Below are 19,421 nucleotides of genomic sequence, written 5' to 3'. Positions count from 1 at the left end.
TCGTTTTAAGATAAAATCAAGCAAAATTTTTAATAAACACAATGATTAAAAATTGGAGCACGAGACTTACATCTAGTAAGTAAGCATAATGATAGTGTTCATTTGTTCTGAAAACAAGAAATCTCAAAATGAGGTAAATAATTGTGTTCGTAACAAGAAGACCAACTTTTATAATCAATAAATAAGGAGCACATAAAATCAAGAGACTATGTATGCACAGTAAGATGTAACATAGGCTCTTTGCTCTCCCCTCTCCGAGCATATTGGGCAATGTTCGGAGATGATAATAAGAATCCTGCTTGATATCACGAATGTCAAATGGCAACGTACAGATAATCAAGAAAACGAACTTTAAACAAGCGAGGTAATACAATAAATGCAGGTTTACTGACATAGCATTACTGTAAAGCTCTATATAGGGAAGAAAAACACTGCTTAATACCCATACCAATGCAATATGAAAAATTTTCATTGCCGGAATCTGTCTTAATCCCCCCCATCGATCTTTTAAAGGAATAATAGGAAGACTATACAATACGCTGACCAATCCAATAACACCTAAGAAAAAGATAGAGTAAACGTGGATATGAAAAAGACACCATAGGCAAATACCTGTTGCTATAAATGTGTTGATCCATAAAATACGTTCATATTTAAAAACCCACCTTGTACGGGCATAAATTGATTTCTCCGGATGTTGTGGTTTAGATAAAATCAAGCTAAAATTGTAAAGCGCAAGTGTAGCCGCTCCCTCAATTAATGCGATATAACCATTAATCTCCTGATCAAGTATAATGTACGTCAATACACACTGCGAAGCTGCCGCCAATGCAATTAATATATTGCTAAAAATTAAAAATAGTACATTTTTTAATACATCCATATAGATCAATCTATTATATCATGAGCAATATAACAATAGTGTTATAAAAAAGTTAAATTTCAAATTATAAATTTTATAAATTGGCAATTGTCTCAAAAAAACTAAATTAGCTGATTCCAAATGAACTTGTTTAATCAACCAAATAAGTTTTAAGGGATTGAATTTAATAAAACCAAAATATGAGTCTACAAATCAAATCATTTGAAGAATATCAAGACGTTTATAAAAAAAGTGTAGAAAGTCCGGAAACTTTCTGGGGAGAGATAGCGGAAAACTTTTTTTGGAAAAGAAAATGGACAAATGTTCTGAATTGGAATTTTACAGAGCCTAATGTAAAATGGTTCGAAGGTGGAAAATTAAATATTACAGAAAATTGCCTTGACCGCCATATCTATAATTTAGGGGATAAACCTGCGATTATTTGGGAGCCAAATGATCCAAATGAATCGCATCGCATTTTATCTTACAAACAACTTTACAGAAAGTTGAGCAATTTGCCAACGTTCTAAAAAATAACAATATCCGCAAAGGAGACCGTGTATGTATTTATTTACCAATGGTTCCCGAATTGGTTATTGCGACTTTAGCCTGTGCACGTATCGGTGCTATTCACAACGTAGTCTTCGGAGGTTTTTCCGCACAATCTATCGCTGACCGTATCAATGATGCGGCCTGTAAAGTAGTTGTAACTTCTGATGGTAGCTACCGTGGTCCAAAAGTATTAGAACTAAAGAGCATTGTTGATGATGCATTAATGCAATGTGACTCTGTTGAAAAAGTCATTGTATTAACAAGAACACGTACACCAGTCTCCATGATTAAAGGTCGTGATGTATGGTGGGAAGATGAAATTAAGAAAGTAGAAACACAAGGAAATCCAGCTTGTCCCGCAGAAGAAATGGATTCAGAAGACACATTATTTATCTTGTATACTTCTGGCTCTACAGGCAAACCAAAGGGTGTTGTCCATACCACTGGTGGCTATATGGTTTATACTGGTTATACTTTTGCAAACGTATTTCAATATCAGCAAGGTGAAGTATACTTCTGTACTGCAGATATTGGCTGGATTACAGGTCACTCCTACATTGTTTACGGACCTCTTTCACAGGGAGCTACTTCATTAATGTTTGAAGGTACACCAACCTATCCTGACGCTGGCCGTTTATGGGATATCGTTGATAAATATAAAGTCAATATTTTATATACAGCACCAACAGCTATCCGTTCACTGATGGCTTTTGGAGACTCATTTATTGATGGAAAGGATTTGAGCAGTATCCGTAAACTGGGATCAGTTGGTGAGCCTATCAATGAGGAAGCATGGCACTGGTATAACAACAAAGTCGGTAAAGGAAAAGCTCCAATTGTTGATACCTGGTGGCAAACTGAAAATGGGGGTATCTTAATCGCTCCTATGGCTGGTATTTCACCAACTATACCAGGATATGCGATGTTACCATTACCAGGTGTTCAACCTGCGCTTATGGACGAGAATGGAAAAGAAATTGAAGGAAATGATGTTTCCGGAAATTTATGTATCAAATTCCCATGGCCAGGTATGTTACGCACCACTTGGGGAGATCATGAGCGTTGCCGTCAGACCTATTTTGCAACTTATGAAAATATGTATTTCACAGGTGATGGCTGTTATAGAAACCCTGAGGGTTATTACAAAATCACAGGTCGTGTGGATGATGTATTAAACGTATCTGGACACCGCATCGGGACTGCAGAGGTAGAAAATGCAATCAATATGCACTCTGATGTTGTAGAATCAGCTATTGTTGGTTACCCGCACCCCGTAAAAGGACAAGGTATCTATGCTTACGTTATTGCCAATCATCATATTGATGAAGAAAGTACACGTAAAGATATCATGCAGACGATTACAAGATTAATTGGTGCTATCGCTAAACCAGATATCATCCAATTTGTATCTGATCTTCCTAAGACACGTTCTGGAAAAATCATGCGTCGCATTCTTAGAAAAATTGCAGAGGGTGAAAGATCCAATTTGGGAGACACTTCCACCCTTCAAGATCCAGCTGTCGTTGAAGCGATCATTGAAGGTGCAGAAAAGATGAATAAGTAATTATATTATATTTCTAACTGAAGAAGCCTGCGCATGCGCAGGCGCGCAGGCTTCTTTAGTTAGATCTTTTCACCTATATTCTCTCAAGAAAAAAATAAAGCGCTCCAAAGAAAAATAATATAGAAATGAGAGCTTGAAAAAATCAATTATAATAGACCTTCGAATCGAAATCCTCACCTTGATCATAAAAGATATCTGCGCATACAAAAGTGAGAACTATTCAAAATAAATATCCAAATTAGTTAACGCTGTTTTTAGTTTAGCTATATTCTGTATTGAAAAAGTGACTTTCTTCTTATTCTCAAAACAGAAAGTAACAATATAATTTGAACTAAAAATGTAAGACCAACCGTACTTCTTGCTATATCTTATTCCCCAGCCACCAAAATATCCTAAAGCAGATATGCTATCAAATTTGCAACTGTCAATTTTTTTAAATCATACTTTCTATTAAAAAAATAAAAAAATGAATTTGTTAGAATAACATCATCGTTCAAAATTAACTTAGATCTGCAAATAAACAACAAAATACCTATAATTATAGCTGGAATGTGGTAGTACAACGACATCACATCCATTTTTAAATAATATATTGTTAATACCACATATTGAATAATATATATAATCAGAATAAACTTAGGAAGTCTATGTTTTTCCTCAAAAATGATCATAATAAAAATACCAAAAAACAAAGTGTATGGAAAAATATCATGCCTTTCTATTCTGTTTGAGATAAACAAAGCGTCAATTTACTTCTGCAGATTTGTTACAACCAATTTATAGCTTTATTATTCCAAAAACTAATTGGTCATTATATCACTGTCAAATCTTGATTTTTTAATTTTTTATCGATATTAAGGTAATTAATTGCTGTAAACAAAATAATAAACACATAATAGATGAGTGGGATTGTAAAAAGAACATATGCATTCAATATCTTATCCAGAAATGCGGGCATAGTAATATTTAAAAGACCTGTCAGGAAAAGATATGAAATAGAAATACTTAAAAAAATAAAGCCAACGCGTGTGCTGTTATCATTTTTCTTAATTCCTTTTTATAAAAGTCGCTTTTGTTTTGTTTAGTCGAACCAATTATTGCTGGCACTAAAAGTCCTAAGAGTGGATTCACAAATAATAGCAATGATGATAAGTAAAGTCCTTTAATACTTCCCGTTTGATCCTTGTCTATACTTATTTGGTTTACATTTGGCATGATTAATTGCTCTAAAGGTATTTCTAATACCTGACTAATTTGTTTTAAACTAAATCCACTAATTTCTTCTGTTCCCTTTTCAACTCGTTGTATCGTCCTTAAGGAGATACCAGCCACCTCTGCCAGATCCTGTTGTGTCAGTCCCCTCTGCTTTCGCATGAATTTTATCTGTTCTTGAATATTTTGTCTTTCCATAAGACGAAAGTGTAAAATGTTATTTATATAATGAATTATAACATGTGCCAAAAATATGTCAAAAACATGCAAATGCATTTAAAGGGCATTATTGTATTAGAATACCTTTGGAGATAAATATTTTAACATTTGATAATTATTGATATTCAACTTTTCTATTCCATAAAATGTCGTAATCGTCTATCCAAAACTTGTTTTATGTTAGATGGAAAGGAATTATAGACTTTGATATACCTTTCAAAATCCTGCTTACTATTTACTTGAAAATTATATATCTGAATAATAACATCGCTAGATATGTGTTTCTTCATAAATAGAATTTCTTGAGTAATCAATTCATTTTTCACAAGATCTAGCCAAGGTTCATGTAACGTTGCGCTAACTATCTTGGCTTCATCGTACATTTTATGCTCAATATAATAATTCTCTACCTGTTGCAAGCTATCTTTCTGATGTCGGTTTTTATGCTTAAATCCATCTAATAAATCAAGGTATTGACAATACAGCTTATTATTTAATCCATTAGATTTTACCCACATGTGAGTAGGTTCGTCCGCCACTTGATTAAATAATATCTCTTCCAACTCGTCCTGATTATAAACTTTATCGAACGATAAGTTGTATTCATTGGCCTCTTCATTGTCTAACCAAAAAGTCGTTGATAAAAAATATTTTGGGACTCCTAACTCAGGCTGTCGTGAAAATCGTTCAATATCTTGAGGTCTAAGTAAGTCCCTTTTCCATGAAAACACCGCTTGATAAATCCCTTTTGGAAGATTCTTTATAGATATGTTAAAATCATTACTATTGAGACTATCCGAAAATACCTTTCCTCCACTATTTAAGTGATACAAATCGATATAAAATGGTGGACTAACATTGAGATTGCCTGAAAAATAATTACTATTTGAGACGTTACAACTGACTAAATAAAAAATTCCAAAATAAATAAAAGAATATCTCTTAAAAATAGTCCTTTTAAAACACCAAATGATATCTTTAAACATTATTGCACTGTAATAATTTAAGAAACATTGGATTGAGAATTGAAAAAAGTTATAGCAAGCCAAAGCAGTAACTTTTTTTATAATTTCAAATCTACCCAACAAATTCCTATAACATATTAAATTAAGTATGGTATTGCTATGTAAATACGTCCACAAAATCAATCATTAATTATATTGTGGACGTATTTATAAAATTCACCCTTCAATTAATAAACAAAAGAAAAATAATAATTAGGATCTTCTACACTAGTAAATTGAATACCCGGACCAAAATTTTCATCTTTTATAAATGACAATTTAAAATCGTGATTTATCATCTTTTTGAAGAATGTTTGGTTCATGTATGGCACCATTATTCCTCCATTATTTGTAGTATTTTTGACAGAAAGGAAACGTATTGTACCATTCTCAAGGTCGATTGAATAATTCATTACATATCCACCTATAAACCTTGTATTATCTTGATAAATATACCCATCCATTGTAATCAATTTTTTAGCATCATTGAAGTTATAAAAAGATTCACCAACGGTTAAGTTATACCCTCCTGTTTTTGAAAGCCGTACATATTCATTCCAATCAACAGAATAACTGGTAGACCATGTTTTTAGCGGAAGATAAGAACTATAATTATAGACACCTGGTTGGTACATATCTGTAATTGCAGTTCCTAGTTTATATTGAGGAGGTAGCAAATATTCTTCGGACTTATTAATAGTGAATGACTTGCCAGATACAGAATGTAATTTATAAACACCATTTTCCTCAGTAACATTAGTAAATTTTTCACCATCAAAAGAGACATCACCTAGTAAAATCAGGTTTTTATTAAGGCTGTAAAAATATGGAATTTGAACACTTTCTACCTTACCATCAATCATTGCCATAAGATTTATCTGCTTGGCAGCAATATTTAAAGTAAATTCACAATTTGCCTTATTTAAAGAAACTACATTAATTCCTTCTTCAAAATAAGTATTTACATCTTCAATACTAGTCAATAACTTTTTAGTTAAAAAAGCATTTTCCTCAGCAGCCGTAGCTTTAACCAATATAAGAGGCTGAACAAATTTACGCCCCTGAAAAAATAGTGTATCTCCATGAGTCTTAACATAATCATACTCATTATCGCTACCCAACCCCTTACCTGGTGCACCTCCGTACACGTCAGGATTAGGATCTTGTAGCTTGGTTATATAATTATATGTATCGAAAGACAAAGTTGCATACATGATTTGGCGTATACGATAGGTAGACTCTTTTATTTCAGAAGCACTCGTTTCGTCCAAATCAGCAACCATTTTCAGCCTGTCATTTTCACCAAATTTCATATAAAATCCATATCCTCCATTGCTAATAGAGGTAGTTGTGTAGGCTTTCCATCCATTCGCTGCAGCTACCAAAGTATTTTTCACATAAGCTAATGTATCCGCAATGCGTTGCGTGGGATCCCCAAAAATGGGATCGACTTCTTTTGGTTTACTACAGCTAATAGTTAATAAAACCAAAAACATTAAATAAAATATATTTTCATAACTTAATACTTTCTCAAATTAACTTTCCCCATAAATGTTACGCTCGGATCCTCAGTATTTTTCAATACAAAATATTGCAAATAATCAGTTGGATTAACGGTCAAATCGACGCTCTTCCATTCGGCAGAAAAGCTGGTACTACCCAGATAATCTATCAAGGGTTGTACATCTTGCAGAATCAAACTTCTATTACCGTTATTATAAATTGCGCCCGTTCCTTGTACTGCTGATTTAGAGATCTTAAACGTATTATCATCATTCTTAACAATATCAAAATCATAAGCGGCATTATAAGTACTATTATCATCTCCGTATCCAATATTTAGTGTTGCTTTTGTTTCAGAAACGAATTGAAACATCATTGTTTTAGTTCTATACCCTTCTAATCCGTCAAGAATATTCATAAAAAGATCTCGTTGTTTATTAGAAATTGCATTTTCTAAACCCCAAGTACTCCTGATATCCCAATCCAATGAACCTAGATAATTACTATTAAGTGCCGTTGCAGCAGAATATCTTGTCGAGTTATACGTTTCGCTCATTATACGCTGAAATTCAATTTGCAATTGCGTAACATCAATATTAAAGTTTTGCATCATATAGTCCCGAACAATTGACTCCTTCTGTTTAAATTTAGGATAGGCATCTTTTCCACTATTGTACGCAAAATCATCATAATACAATTGCCCAGCTACTATCAAGTGAGATAACACTTCCGCAAAATCTTCACCTATGGACTTACGGGCATAGGGAGTAATGAAGCCAAGAGAACGTGCCAATGCTGTAGTATTCTCTTGTGCAGTCCAATTCGAATAATAATCTCCCACACTTACCCTTCCATATTCGCCAGGAATAAATCTATTTTGATTCAGGATATGGGTAAACTCATGATGGATTACCTGTAAATTCCCAAGAACAGAATTGGCGTTCTCAGTACTAAAGTTATTTATGCCATACAATGTAATCCTTCTTCCTCCATCTGCGGTACCACCTTTTACAGAACCATCTACATCATAATCACCTGATCCAAATAAGGCAAATTGTTTGGGTGTATAAGTTTTAATAAAAGGAATACCCCCGATCTTTTGTAAAGATCCAAAACCCCTTAATAACAACGTCCATTTGTGGAATCACTTTAGCTTCATCTGCTGGAGCTATATTTTTATTGATATCATGCATATTACGCTGATACCGGTAAACCACCTCAATATTATAGGGATCTGTTAAATTAGTTGTAATCCATTTATCAATTTCCCCGGGTACGAATGTATCGTAATTTTCAATTTTCACATTGAGTTTTTCCTCCTTTGTACAAGAGTATAAGCCAGTTATTAAACTAACTAGTATAAATATTTTTACTGTCGTTTTCATAATTTACCTTGGATTTTGTTCAACACCGGACAGTTTCGCTTCTTCCGGAATTTGGAAAACGCGTCTTGGATCCTCTGGTTTCAATTCTATATAAGACTCACTTTCATCATTTGCTATGACAAGGTGCTTTACCGTAATTCCCTTACGAATAATATCCAACCACCTTAATCCCATAGACATAAAACCGACTTGTTTAAATTGTAACACCGTTTGAATAAGGGCTTCCTTATCATCCTGTACACCAAAAAACAATTTGGATTTTTCTGTAGTTACGGCATGGTTTGCCGGATTGTAATTCTCAATTCGGTTGCTTGCCATTAAATTCATATCGGCTATACCAGCTCCAGTATTTCCGAGCTCTAAATATGCTTCTGCTCTATTCATCAAAGCTTCATCCGTAATTAAAACTGGAACCATTAACATGGGGAAACCCGTATTGGCAGTTGTATTGGTGACATACCAATATTCTTTCCATATATACGTAGTATAATGAGGGGCACCATAAGAAACTCCAAAATTATAAAATTTACCACCGGCTGCTGTATTGCCATTATATATGTCTTGAAATACGTTTATACCCATAGCATAACGATTATTCCACCACCTCTGATAGCCACTATAGGTTTCATTTATTAATAAATTATAGGGCTGCTCGGCTTTTGCGAAAACCGTGTGCACCTCTTCAAATGTCATTTTTTTAAATGTTGAATTATAAGGGATCAGCTTGCCCGCAAAATTGCCACCTGCAAAAATCTTATTTGCATTGTCAATGACTTTCTGCCATTCGCCAGTAAACAAATAAAATCTCGTAGCGAAAGCATGGGCCGCAGCGGGCGTGAAATGGTATTTAGGTACTGTCCACTCAGCAGGGTTAGCATCTAAAAGGGCTAGTCCTTCTTCTAAATCCTTCCGGATATTTTCATAAACAGACTGAACTGTCCCACGATCATACTTTTCTATAACTTTTGTTTCTGGTTTTGTTACATAAGGGATTCCTGGAGACGTATTACTTTCTGGTTTTTTATGATCATATACTTTTGCAAAAAAGTTGACAAGCATAAAATGTGCATATGCACGTGCTACTAATGCTTCTCCTTTATATGCCAAAACCTCGTCTCCAAAGTTATTTGATTCAATTGCATCCAAAGCATGATTGCTGCAGCAATAGCTTCATAACATTTATTCCAATAACCAGTAGGTGTATCAGAACCGCTATCTTTAACATCTTGCCAACGGTACAATGCTGGAACCGGTTGATATAAATCTCCTACACCTTTGTCTTCCACATTGTCTGAATAAGTCTCAGCCATAGCAAGATAATTATTAAAAGGATAGGCAGAAGTAATGAGTCTCTTAACTTTATCGACTGTATTAATTTCTGCACGCATATCCGGTTGTTGATCCAGATATTTACTACAACTGCCTAATAACAATGTCGATGAGATTATTAAATATTTAAAATTTGAAAGTTTCATAGTTTAGTCTTTTAGAATCCTAATTTTACAGATAATGTCACTTGTTTCGGAACTGGAAGAGCTACGCCTCCATTGCTATAAAACTCAGGGTCGACACCGTTTAACTTTTTGTCCGAATGCAGCAACCAAAGGTTATTACCAACCAAATTGAACTGAGCGGTTCTAAATTTAATCTTAGAAACTAATTCTTTTGGAACATTATAACCTACGGAAATCTGTGATAAACGAATATAATCACCCTTAGCTACACGTTCGCTAGAATAGTTGTAAGCGTTATAAGTATAATTTGATGCGTTACGATCGCCATTGGAATTCTTAATATCAAATTCGGAAGTTAATCCATCTAATGTAGAAGGGATGACTGTTAGGAACTCATCACCTTTAAAAATAAAGCGGTTAACTAAATCTCTTGATACATTATACATATCCAAATAAGTTGCTGAATATGTTGGCTGCAAACGTACTTTACTTCCAAATGCAAATTTTAACAAAAACGACAAATTGAAATTTTTATATTCTAGACGGTTATAATATCCTCCAGCAACGGTTGGATCAACTGGACCTTCATATTTTAAGAAATTTGTTTCATTATCCTGCAACCAAAAGTAAGTCTCACCAGGAGTTCCATCCGTTCCAATATAAGTGGGATATCCTCCATTTGTTGCCAATTTATCAAAATCTATTGAGTATAATCCGCGATGAGGTCGTCCAAGCATAGCGCCACCTTCAGCAGAAACAAGATTCCAGATATTACGTGTTACATCAAGTTTTGTAATTTCAGTTTTATTAAAACCTAAGGTAAATTGTGTCCGCCAAGTGAAACCTTCTGGATTTTTGAAAGGATAACCGCCTAATTGAATATCTATACCTTGGCTTTTCATATCGGCATAATTGGCTAATTTCTCAAATTTCCCTCCGATACCCGATGTGCGTATTGGGCCAATTAGATCAAAGATATTACGCTTATAGTAATCAAAATTTAGATCAATTCGATTGTTCAAAAATGATAAATCCGTACCAATATTCAATTCGTACATCTTTTCCCATGTCAATTCTGAATTTTCTAAATCATCGAGGCTGATTTTTCCTTCTTTTTCTCCCTCAAAAGGTCTATACGTAGTAGCATTATAGAATACTGCTGAAGAATTGGATGCATTCCCCATGTTAGCAACTAAGCCATAGGTTCCACGTAATCGCGCACCAGAAAGAATACCATTGTCCTTATTAAAGAAGTTTTCTTGATCAATATCCCAAGCTCCAGACAGATTCCAAGTAGGTAACCACCTTGCCACATTTGTCCGTCCCATTTTATTGGATCCATCATAACGTGTGGTAAAGTTAAATGAATACTTATTCATATAGTTGTATGCACCTCGAATAGCATAAGCAATCTTACGATCATAAGTATAATTCATCGCGAACGGTTTATCGCCTGATTCTATCAATTTTTTATAATAGCGAGAACTAGGTAATACCAAATTACCATTACCATATTCTATACCTGGCCCGTTAAAATCATGACTTTGCTTATCTCCAAACTGAAGTTCGTATGTACCAAATAGATTTAAAGAATGGTCATTCCAGGTTTGATTATATTCCAAATTATGGCGCATATAATAACTGATCATATTATTATTTGCCAAATTGAAAAATCCACCATTTGGAAGGATAACATATTTATCTGTATTTGGAAAATCAGGATCTGCATATAAAAACCTATTTCCACTGTTTACAGTTTGATCTTGGTTCGCCCGATATGCTTTTGATAAATTAGCATTCTCTGTAATCATATGCTGCCTTTCCGAATTGTAATAACGATACATACCGTTTGCAGAATAAGTTAAGGAAGGTAAAATTTTGTAGGTAATCCCCGCCTGAACTTTGATATCCATTAATTTGAGTTTGATATAGTTATTATCTAACTCATTTAGAATATTGAACGGTGCATAATCCCGAGTAAAAAACTCACGATCACCATTTTCATCAAAAGCCGTAATTATCCGACTGGTATTTAAGGAATAAGAATATGGATTGATATCAAAATCACGCGAATAGCTTCCATACACGGCATCAGAGTTACGGTTCAGCGTACCTGGAGCCCGTTGATCTCTAATATTTCCCTGAAAGATAAACTCTGTACTTAGTTTATCACTGATTTTATAATTATTTCGAATATTAGCAGTAAAACGTCTCGCTTGATTACCAAGCGTGTAACCTGGATCATTCATAAAACTAGTAGAAGCATAGGTTTGTGCTTTACTTGTACCTGAACTCATACTCAAAGAATGGTCATGTGCTATATTACTTTTAAACAGCTCATCAAACCAGTCCGTATTTGTATTAGCGTAACGTTGCAAAAACTCATAGCGGGAAGGGGCGTCATTACGTAACGCATATGAATCCGTTTTCGGATCATAATCATACATTAAATTATACATTTTATTAAATACTCCTCCTGTAGGGGCTCTTGAAACTTGTGAATGATTCAGATACCCTTTATTCTCCATATCAATAATCAATTGCATCTGCTCTGCAGAATTCATGATATCAAATTGATTATAATTAGGTTTAATGTAAGTTGTAAAATTACCTGAATAATTAAAATTAACTGCACCGTCTGTATTGCGCCCTCTCTTTGTATTTACTACTACAACTCCATTCATCGCTGCTGCACCATACATTGCTGTAGCGGCAGCATCTTTTAAAACTGTAATAGATTCAATATCATCTGGATTTAAACCGGCTACGGAAGATCCTAATAATGTGTTGGCATCACCTGTTGAAAGTGCTTCATTCGAAATATTAACAGCTTCGTCCAAGATAACACCATCAATAACCCAAAGGGGTTTATTATCTCCCGTAAGAGAAGTTGCTCCACGGACACGAATCTTAGGTGCAGCCCCAAATGTTCCGGATACATTTTGTACTGAAACACCAGCAACCTGTCCTTCTAACATTCTCGATATATCTGGCACTCCTGCGCGCTCTGCCTCTTTAGCATCAATTTTTGATGATGCCCCTGTAAACAGCTTGCGATCCAAATTTTGATAACCTGTTGCTACTACATTAACAATGTCCAATTGTTGTTCTGTACGATTCAATGTTATTGAAATAACATTTCTTTCATTAATAGCCGTTTCAATTTGAGTAAAACCTACATATCGAATAATTAAGGTAGCATTGGCAGGAGCATTTATTTTAAAATTACCACTATTATCTGTTTGTGTTGAAACGCTTGTTCCTTTAACAGTTATACTCGCTCCTGTCAAAGGTCGCCCTTCCTTATCTTTGACTGTTCCACTAACGGTATTTTGCAATACAACCTCTGAGGTTTTATTACTACTTTTTCAATATTATTGATAGTAATCGTATTGGCAATGACTTTATAGGTATAGTTATTATCACTTAAAACTTCTTCAAGTGCATCTTCAAGACTTGCGTCTTTTAAATTTAGACTTATTCTCTTCGCACCTCTAGTGACATCGTCACTGTAAAGGAAACGATGCTTTGTCTGTTTGCCAATAGCTGATAACGCATCTTCGACCCTAACATTTTTGAGTTTAAGGTTGACCTTTGCGCAATCCCTTCAGCCTGGACACCAGTAACGAAAGCAAACATTAAAAAGGTACTAATTTTCATAATACGTAAAGGTTTGCAAAATAACGAGTCTTGAGAATCCCAAGGTCGTTTTTTGCCAAATGGTAAGTTATTCATACATTTACATTTGGTTAATGAGTTAATTTTTCGGTTAGCTTCTTAATTAAGAATAGATACAGGGATGCTGCAACATCTCTGTATTTTTGTTTAATAATTAGGTTTAGTATTTATTCTCCATATCGTGTTATTTATTTTTAATAATTAATTGATCTCCATCTATCTTAAACCGCAAATCACTTACATATTCTAACATCTCTAATACCTGCGAAAGTGGAACATTGCGATCAACTGATCCGGTGATTGCTTTATTTCTATTGACCCCTTGGTCAAATTTAGCTTCTACATCATACCAATTAGATAACTGATCGACAATGGATTGAACATTATCTTTATTAAAATAAAATTCATTATTATGCCATGCCAGGTCCTTTGCCAAATCTGCATAACCTTTATTGAGTCTTCCATCAACAGATTCTGCAAACTCTCCTGGCTGTAATATGATAGCAAGATCAGCATTGGACACTTCAACTTTTCCTTCTTCCAAAGTTGTTCTTACTTTTTTACTATAAGCGTCAACATTAAAATGTGTACCTAAAACTTTAACGTCAGTACCATTCGCTTGGACTATAAAAGGACGATCAACATCTTTAGATACTTCAAAATAAGCTTCGCCATCCAATTGTACCTTACGCTCTCCTGATCCAAAAGACTCAGGGAACTTCAATCTGGACATCGCATTAATCCAGACCTTAGTACCATCTGATAGTTCGAGCTTATAATAACCGCCTTTCGGAACAACTAAAGTGTTATACCTGAGTTCTGCACCTCCATAATGACCTTTTACATACTCCAGCTGATCATTGCTAAGCTTAATGTTATTGGCTATTTGCCCGTTATTACGATTACTGAGATCAAAAGTTTCACCATTATCCAATATTAACAAGGCATCATTTGAAGCTGGCTTTATATCATTTTTATGTTTGGTAGATTGGATGGCAATTATCTTTGAATTCTTAGGTGATTTATTTTGATATAAAAAGAGGAAACACAAGACTAAACATGAGGCAATAAGTGGAATCCAAATTTTAAGATTAAAATTATTTTCAACTTTTTGCGTGCTATTTTGCTTTTTTTCTAAATTATTCCAAGCTTGCTCAACATCAATTGATCTTAAAAACTTTAAATCTTCTTCAACTTTATGGGATTGCTTAAAATTAGCGTACAATTTTTTGTTTTCATCCGTTAAATTTATCCAATTTTCAAGCACAGTTTTTTCTTCAATAGACAGTTCCCCGACTAAAGATTTTTTGATGATTTCAGCAATAATAAAAGGTTTACTCTTCATAATATATAATAAAGAAACTTTGCTCGCCCGAATGGGTGACAACAATTTTTAAAAAAAGTAAATTTCTTGAAAGAATAAAGTGAAACAGGCTTATAGAGATTATATAACACCATTAACATAAATATATAACAGTGATTCATAAAAGATATGAACCTAAAAAAATAACCTGCTTTTGACTAATAAAATACTGGTAAGAGAAAAATCAATTTGAGTTTGATCTATATAGAATGCGGGAAGCATCTATCGAAACATGTTATAGAAAATCAACGCTAGGGGCAACAATTCAGGATTCATTTTCTTCATAATTGTTTTTAACCCACGTTGCTTTTGAGTTTTCACAGTATTAACACTAATATTTAGCTCTTTAGAGATATCCTGATTACTTAATCCTTCAAAGTATCCCATTTTAAATACGATACGACAGCCTTCAGGCATGCTTTGCATAATTTTATGAACCTCTGCGATAACTTCCGAATGAATAATATCTAATTCTAAAGAATCGTTGCTGCACTCATTAAATGGAGAATTTAACCAATACTTCTCAACAACCCTTTCTTTCCGCTTGCTATTTAAAAATGCATACCTCACAGAAGTATAAAGGTAATTCTTTATAGCACCCTGATGTGTAGAAATATGATCTTCATGGTTATAATAAGAAATGAATGCATCCTGTGCCAGATCTTCAGCTTCTGTAGCGTCCCCACATAGCTTCCATGCAAAATGACATAGGCTTCTATAATGTTCTTCAAATAATTGTTTATGGACGTTACTGTTCATTTAAAACATAAATTTGGTCAAGTACAAATTATTAATTAGGTAGTTTTTAAACGGTTTAGCATGTTAGTTCAAAACGAAGTTAATGTTAAATTTTGTTAAATACTATAGTCATTCGAAATTAATTTCTCATAAAATTACACCTCCAATTCAGAAATAACCGTCAATTTTTCTTATATTGTAGCCTTTCACAAATATTAAAAACAAAGACTAAATGCTATTTACCGTTCTAATAGGACTAATAACATCGAGCCTTATTGTTCCATTTGGCAAATTCGTAAAAACTAAATGGGGAATTATTCTCGCATTCATACCGCTACTTTTATTTCTTTATTATCTCCAATATCTACCATTAATAAATTGGGATAGATCATATGTACAGCATATTGACTGGATACCCTCACTAGGTATAAATTTTGATTTTAGACTAGATGGATTATCACTCCTTTTTTCTTTATTAATAACAGGAATCGGAACCTGTATATTTTTTTATGCTAAATCATATTTAAAAGATGATCCATATATCGATCGTTTTTTCGGATACTTATTTATGTTCATGTCAGCTATGCTCGGCCTTGTACTGTCTGACAATATTTTTCTATTATTTACCTTCTGGGAACTGACCAGCATCAGCTCGTTTTTCTTGATTGGTTTTAATAATGAAAAAATAGAATCTAGAAAAAGTGCCCTGACAGCATTAAGCGTAACTGGACTAGGAGGCTTCTTTTTATTGGCAGGTCTTGTTCTAATCGGTAATATTGCCAATACCTATTCCATCTCCGAGCTCGTAAGTAAGGCTCAACTAATTCAGGAACATCAGCTATTTCCTTATATATTAGGTCTTATCATCTTAGGTGCTATGACCAAATCTGCACAATTTCCATTTCATTTTTGGTTACCTGGTGCTATGAAAGCGCCTACCCCAGTATCTGCTTACCTGCACTCAGCAACTATGGTAAAAGCTGGTATCTACCTACTTGCACGTTTTTATCCCATTTTAGGCAATAATACAGCGTGGACGTATAGCCTCATGATTATTGGTGGAATCACAATGCTATATGGAGCTTTTCATTCTCTTTTTAGAACTGATATGAAGGGCGTACTCGCTTATTCAACCATATCGGCATTAGGTATTTTAGTTTTTTTGTTAGGTCTTGGCACCCAAGATGCCATCATCGCTGCCTCTGTTTTTATTGTTGTGCATGCACTATATAAAGCAACATTATTTTTAATTACAGGTATTATTGATCACGCCACCCACACTCGGGACCTATCTGTACTGCAAGGATTGAGAAAGGTTTTATTACCTGTTGCAATTGCTGGTTTTTTAGCCGCTATATCCAGTGCCGGAGTACCTTTAACATTTGGATTTATTGGAAAAGATTTAATATATGAAGCGACATTACATAGTGAAAAACATTTAGCTATTTACCTGACTGTTGCAGCAGTAATAACAAATATTTTATTGGTATCTGCGGGTTTCATGGCTGGTATCAAACCATTTTTTGGGAAACTTCCTGAAAATTTGAGAAAATAAAACTTCCTGCAAAATCGCTTTGGATACCTCCGTTTATACTTGCACTCTTAGGAGTCGTTTTTGGTTGTTTCCCAACTTTATTGGCGATCTGATCGCACAACCCACCGTAAATAGTATTATGTCCGTTAAAAGTGATTTTCAACTTAAAATATGGCATGGATTTAATACTATTTTGCTATTAAGTGCCATAACTATAGTACTGGGCACAGTTATCTATTTTATCAATAAGCCAAATGAACATAAATTAAAATGGATTGAACAATTAAATTTCATAGCGCCGATTACCATTTTTCAAAAATGTTATCGGACCATTTACAATTTCTCGACAAGTTATTCGCATTATTTCCATAACGGATATCTTCGCTCTTACCTATTGAAGATCATCATATTTGCAGAGGTTCTTTTAGCTTATCAACTTTACCTTGGTGGCCCACTACATATCAACTGGGAACTACTATCAGCAGTAAGCGTATACGAAGTGGTTACTATTCTGATCGTATTTGGAGCTGTCGCTCTCACCTTGAGCACTTCTTCAAGGCTAACCGCTGTAGTTTCAACTAGTGTCATTGGATACGGTATCTGTTTACTTTTCGTATTCTACAGTGCTCCGGATTTGGCTATGACACAATTTACAATAGACACGCTAACAGTAGTTCTATTTGTTCTTGTTCTCTTTAAATTACCTCCATTTCTAAATCTTGCCAATAAAAGAGTACTGATAAGGGATGCGGTGGTTGCCATCATATTTGGGATAATCTTAGCTTTGGTGGCCATTCGCGTACTACATGTTCCTACGAATATTGCGATAAGTGACTTCTATGGTAAAAATGCATATCTATTAGCGAAAGGTAGAAATGTCGTAAATGTACTGCTTGTTGACTTCAGGGGGTTTGATACCATGTTTGAAGTTGTTGTATTATCGATCGCTGCATTAGGTGTGTACAGCTTATTAAAATTACGTTTAAAATCATCGGAGAAAGAATAATATGAAAAGTACTATTTTACAAACAGCTTCAAAATATTTGTTGCCTATACTTCTTTTATTTTCCTTTTTTCTATTATTAAGAGGACATTACTACCCAGGCGGTGGTTTTGTCGGAGGTTTGGTTGCATCCATTGCTTTTGTCTTACACAGTTTCGCTCATGGTACTGAAGAAACAATGAAGATATTGCGTTATAAACCCCTATCCTTACTTCCTATCGGATTAGGAATATCTGCATTCAGTATGTTTATGCCAGCACTTTTCGGACTGCCTGTAATGACTGGATTATGGCTGGAACATCCGATCCCAGTTATTGGTATGATTGGTACAGCACTACTCTTCGATCTTGGTATTTACCTCGTGGTCATCGGAGTTGTTTTAACCATTTTATTCACCATTTCACTCAGTTCAGATTAACATTGCAATGGAAATACTACTTATTTTACTCATAGGCGTATTATATGCGACAGGCATATATCTTATTTTAAGAAGAAGTATGGTTAAACTACTTCTAGGAATTATGCTACTTGGAAACGGCACCAATATTTTGATATTTCTCTTGGGTAATATCACCAAAGGAAAACCGCCGATCATTAGAGATGGATTGAAAGTCTTTCAAGATATATATGCAGATCCAATACCTCAAGCATTAATTTTAACCGCAATTGTCATTAGCTTCGGCTTAACTTCCTTTGCTATTGTACTATTAAAACGTGTTTATGCACTAATTAACACGGACGATCTAGACAACTTAAACACACCCGAAGACGAAGATATATGATTGATAATCAAATTATAGCAACAGTACTTGTACATTTATTTACTGCAATCATACAGTTAGGTTTTTGGAGAAAAACAGGTCCACAACGTATCCTCAGCATTGGCGGCAGTTTCATAAGTTTAATTTTTGCCATCAAATTATTTGCTAAAGTATTTAATGGAGACATACTCATTATGCATGCGGCCAATTGGGAGGCTCCTTTCGGAATTGTATTTGTAGCAGATTTACTAAGCTCCACCTTAGTTCTGCTCACAGCGATAGCGACTTTAGCAGTATCTATTTTCTCTGCAACAGGTATCGGCCGGCAACGTATACTCTACGGTTACTTCCCTATCTTCCACTTTTTAGTGATGGGATTAAATGGTGCATTTTTAACCGGAGATATTTTCAATCTTTACGTGTTTTTTGAAGTTATTATTATTTCATCCTTTGTATTAATGACCCTGGGAGGTCGGAAAGCACAATTAGACGGGCGCTGTAAAGTGATATGGCGATGAATATACTCGCTTCTACTTCTTCTTAACTGGAATCGGTATTCTTTATGGTATATCGGGGTCTTTAAATATTG

Annotated in this window: 18 protein-coding genes and 1 pseudogene; 6 read left to right on the top strand and 13 right to left on the bottom strand. The window is 34.4% G+C overall.

Going from position 1 to position 19,421, the window contains the following annotated elements:
- Positions 1-16 precede the first annotated feature (16 nt).
- Positions 17-883, bottom strand: a complete 867-nt coding sequence (locus L950_RS04635) for a hypothetical protein (protein WP_021190439.1) — start codon at positions 881-883, stop codon at positions 17-19.
- Positions 884-1,062: 179 nt separating this feature from the next.
- Between L950_RS04635 and acs the strand changes: the two are divergent.
- Positions 1,063-2,978 (top strand): annotated as a pseudogene (gene acs / locus L950_RS04630) (acetate--CoA ligase).
- Positions 2,979-3,983: 1,005 nt separating this feature from the next.
- Here the strand turns inward: acs and L950_RS04620 are convergent.
- The 12 genes from L950_RS04620 to L950_RS04575 form a co-directional block, all read right to left on the bottom strand.
- Positions 3,984-4,388: a helix-turn-helix domain-containing protein gene (locus tag L950_RS04620; protein ID WP_197086244.1), complete on the bottom strand. Its 405-nt coding sequence runs from the start codon at positions 4,386-4,388 to the stop codon at positions 3,984-3,986.
- A 155-nt stretch (positions 4,389-4,543) separates the two neighbouring features.
- The gene (locus L950_RS04615; RefSeq protein WP_156169524.1) at positions 4,544-5,242 is read right to left on the bottom strand and encodes a hypothetical protein; all 699 of its coding nucleotides are present in this window, start codon (positions 5,240-5,242) and stop codon (positions 4,544-4,546) included.
- A 359-nt stretch (positions 5,243-5,601) separates the two neighbouring features.
- Positions 5,602-6,909 (bottom strand): DUF4302 domain-containing protein, encoded by a 1,308-nt coding sequence (locus L950_RS04610; RefSeq protein WP_021190434.1) that lies wholly within the window; start codon positions 6,907-6,909, stop codon positions 5,602-5,604.
- A gap of 23 nt (positions 6,910-6,932) precedes the next feature.
- Positions 6,933-8,045 (bottom strand): substrate import-associated zinc metallohydrolase lipoprotein, encoded by a 1,113-nt coding sequence (locus tag L950_RS04605; RefSeq protein WP_021190433.1) that lies wholly within the window; start codon positions 8,043-8,045, stop codon positions 6,933-6,935.
- Positions 7,990-8,301, bottom strand: a complete 312-nt coding sequence (locus L950_RS04600; protein ID WP_021190432.1) for a putative zinc-binding metallopeptidase — start codon at positions 8,299-8,301, stop codon at positions 7,990-7,992. The genes L950_RS04605 and L950_RS04600 overlap by 56 nt, the downstream gene beginning before the upstream one ends.
- 3 nt (positions 8,302-8,304) lie before the next feature.
- The gene (locus tag L950_RS04595) at positions 8,305-9,408 is read right to left on the bottom strand and encodes a RagB/SusD family nutrient uptake outer membrane protein (RefSeq protein WP_052764305.1); all 1,104 of its coding nucleotides are present in this window, start codon (positions 9,406-9,408) and stop codon (positions 8,305-8,307) included.
- Positions 9,384-9,776 (bottom strand): hypothetical protein, encoded by a 393-nt coding sequence (locus L950_RS28420; protein WP_156169523.1) that lies wholly within the window; start codon positions 9,774-9,776, stop codon positions 9,384-9,386. The genes L950_RS04595 and L950_RS28420 overlap by 25 nt, the downstream gene beginning before the upstream one ends.
- 11 nt (positions 9,777-9,787) lie before the next feature.
- Positions 9,788-13,093 carry a SusC/RagA family TonB-linked outer membrane protein gene (locus L950_RS04590; protein WP_021190431.1) on the bottom strand — a complete coding sequence of 1,102 codons (3,306 nt, stop codon included), beginning with the start codon at positions 13,091-13,093 and terminating at the stop codon, positions 9,788-9,790.
- On the bottom strand, positions 13,042-13,236 hold the full coding sequence (locus L950_RS37070; RefSeq protein WP_410528092.1) for an STN domain-containing protein: 195 nt from the start codon (positions 13,234-13,236) through the stop codon (positions 13,042-13,044). Before L950_RS37070 ends, L950_RS04590 begins: the two co-directional genes overlap by 52 nt.
- Positions 13,233-13,490 (bottom strand): hypothetical protein, encoded by a 258-nt coding sequence (locus tag L950_RS04585; protein WP_031288534.1) that lies wholly within the window; start codon positions 13,488-13,490, stop codon positions 13,233-13,235. The genes L950_RS37070 and L950_RS04585 overlap by 4 nt, the downstream gene beginning before the upstream one ends.
- 127 nt (positions 13,491-13,617) lie before the next feature.
- Positions 13,618-14,778 carry a FecR family protein gene (locus L950_RS04580; protein WP_021190429.1) on the bottom strand — a complete coding sequence of 387 codons (1,161 nt, stop codon included), beginning with the start codon at positions 14,776-14,778 and terminating at the stop codon, positions 13,618-13,620.
- A 240-nt stretch (positions 14,779-15,018) separates the two neighbouring features.
- Positions 15,019-15,555, bottom strand: a complete 537-nt coding sequence (locus tag L950_RS04575; protein WP_021190428.1) for an RNA polymerase sigma factor — start codon at positions 15,553-15,555, stop codon at positions 15,019-15,021.
- A gap of 211 nt (positions 15,556-15,766) precedes the next feature.
- On the opposite strand from L950_RS04575, the gene L950_RS31920 reads away from it, so the two are divergent.
- The 5 genes from L950_RS31920 to L950_RS04555 all read left to right on the top strand — a co-directional run bounded on the left by L950_RS31920 (position 15,767) and on the right by L950_RS04555 (position 19,350).
- Complete coding sequence (locus tag L950_RS31920) at positions 15,767-17,089, top strand: proton-conducting transporter membrane subunit (RefSeq protein WP_231576860.1); 1,323 nt, start codon at positions 15,767-15,769, stop codon at positions 17,087-17,089.
- Between the two features lie 64 nt (positions 17,090-17,153).
- Positions 17,154-18,074: a hydrogen gas-evolving membrane-bound hydrogenase subunit E gene (gene mbhE, locus L950_RS31915; RefSeq protein ID WP_231576859.1), complete on the top strand. Its 921-nt coding sequence runs from the start codon at positions 17,154-17,156 to the stop codon at positions 18,072-18,074.
- A 1-nt stretch (position 18,075) separates the two neighbouring features.
- The gene (locus tag L950_RS04565) at positions 18,076-18,489 is read left to right on the top strand and encodes a Na+/H+ antiporter subunit B (RefSeq protein ID WP_021190427.1); all 414 of its coding nucleotides are present in this window, start codon (positions 18,076-18,078) and stop codon (positions 18,487-18,489) included.
- A gap of 7 nt (positions 18,490-18,496) precedes the next feature.
- The gene (locus tag L950_RS04560; protein WP_021190426.1) at positions 18,497-18,853 is read left to right on the top strand and encodes a Na+/H+ antiporter subunit C; all 357 of its coding nucleotides are present in this window, start codon (positions 18,497-18,499) and stop codon (positions 18,851-18,853) included.
- Positions 18,850-19,350, top strand: a complete 501-nt coding sequence (locus L950_RS04555) for a hypothetical protein (RefSeq protein ID WP_021190425.1) — start codon at positions 18,850-18,852, stop codon at positions 19,348-19,350. Before L950_RS04560 ends, L950_RS04555 begins: the two co-directional genes overlap by 4 nt.
- Positions 19,351-19,421: the final 71 nt, after the last annotated feature.

The organism is Sphingobacterium sp. IITKGP-BTPF85 (genome assembly GCF_001006065.1).
Lineage (GTDB): Bacteria > Bacteroidota > Bacteroidia > Sphingobacteriales > Sphingobacteriaceae > Sphingobacterium > Sphingobacterium anhuiense.
Note: the sequence above shows the minus strand (reverse complement) of the source record. Positions and strands in the feature narration are given on the sequence as shown.

Bases quoted from the DNA above. Each gene is read 5' to 3' on its own strand.
- L950_RS04585 (WP_031288534.1), bottom strand. From the start codon at position 13,490: ATGAATAACTTACCATTTGGCAAAAAACGACCTTGGGATTCTCAAGAC.
- L950_RS04565 (WP_021190427.1), top strand. From the start codon at position 18,076: ATGAAAAGTACTATTTTACAAACAGCTTCAAAATATTTGTTGCCTATA.
- L950_RS28420 (WP_156169523.1), bottom strand. From the start codon at position 9,776: ATGAAACTTTCAAATTTTAAATATTTAATAATCTCATCGACATTGTTA.
- L950_RS04555 (WP_021190425.1), top strand. From the start codon at position 18,850: ATGATTGATAATCAAATTATAGCAACAGTACTTGTACATTTATTTACT.
- L950_RS04635 (WP_021190439.1), bottom strand. From the start codon at position 883: ATGGATGTATTAAAAAATGTACTATTTTTAATTTTTAGCAATATATTA.
- L950_RS04600 (WP_021190432.1), bottom strand. From the start codon at position 8,301: ATGAAAACGACAGTAAAAATATTTATACTAGTTAGTTTAATAACTGGC.
- L950_RS04560 (WP_021190426.1), top strand. From the start codon at position 18,497: ATGGAAATACTACTTATTTTACTCATAGGCGTATTATATGCGACAGGC.
- L950_RS04580 (WP_021190429.1), bottom strand. From the start codon at position 14,778: ATGAAGAGTAAACCTTTTATTATTGCTGAAATCATCAAAAAATCTTTA.
- L950_RS04575 (WP_021190428.1), bottom strand. From the start codon at position 15,555: ATGAACAGTAACGTCCATAAACAATTATTTGAAGAACATTATAGAAGC.
- L950_RS04610 (WP_021190434.1), bottom strand. From the start codon at position 6,909: ATGTTTTTGGTTTTATTAACTATTAGCTGTAGTAAACCAAAAGAAGTC.
- L950_RS31920 (WP_231576860.1), top strand. From the start codon at position 15,767: ATGCTATTTACCGTTCTAATAGGACTAATAACATCGAGCCTTATTGTT.
- L950_RS04620 (WP_197086244.1), bottom strand. From the start codon at position 4,388: ATGGAAAGACAAAATATTCAAGAACAGATAAAATTCATGCGAAAGCAG.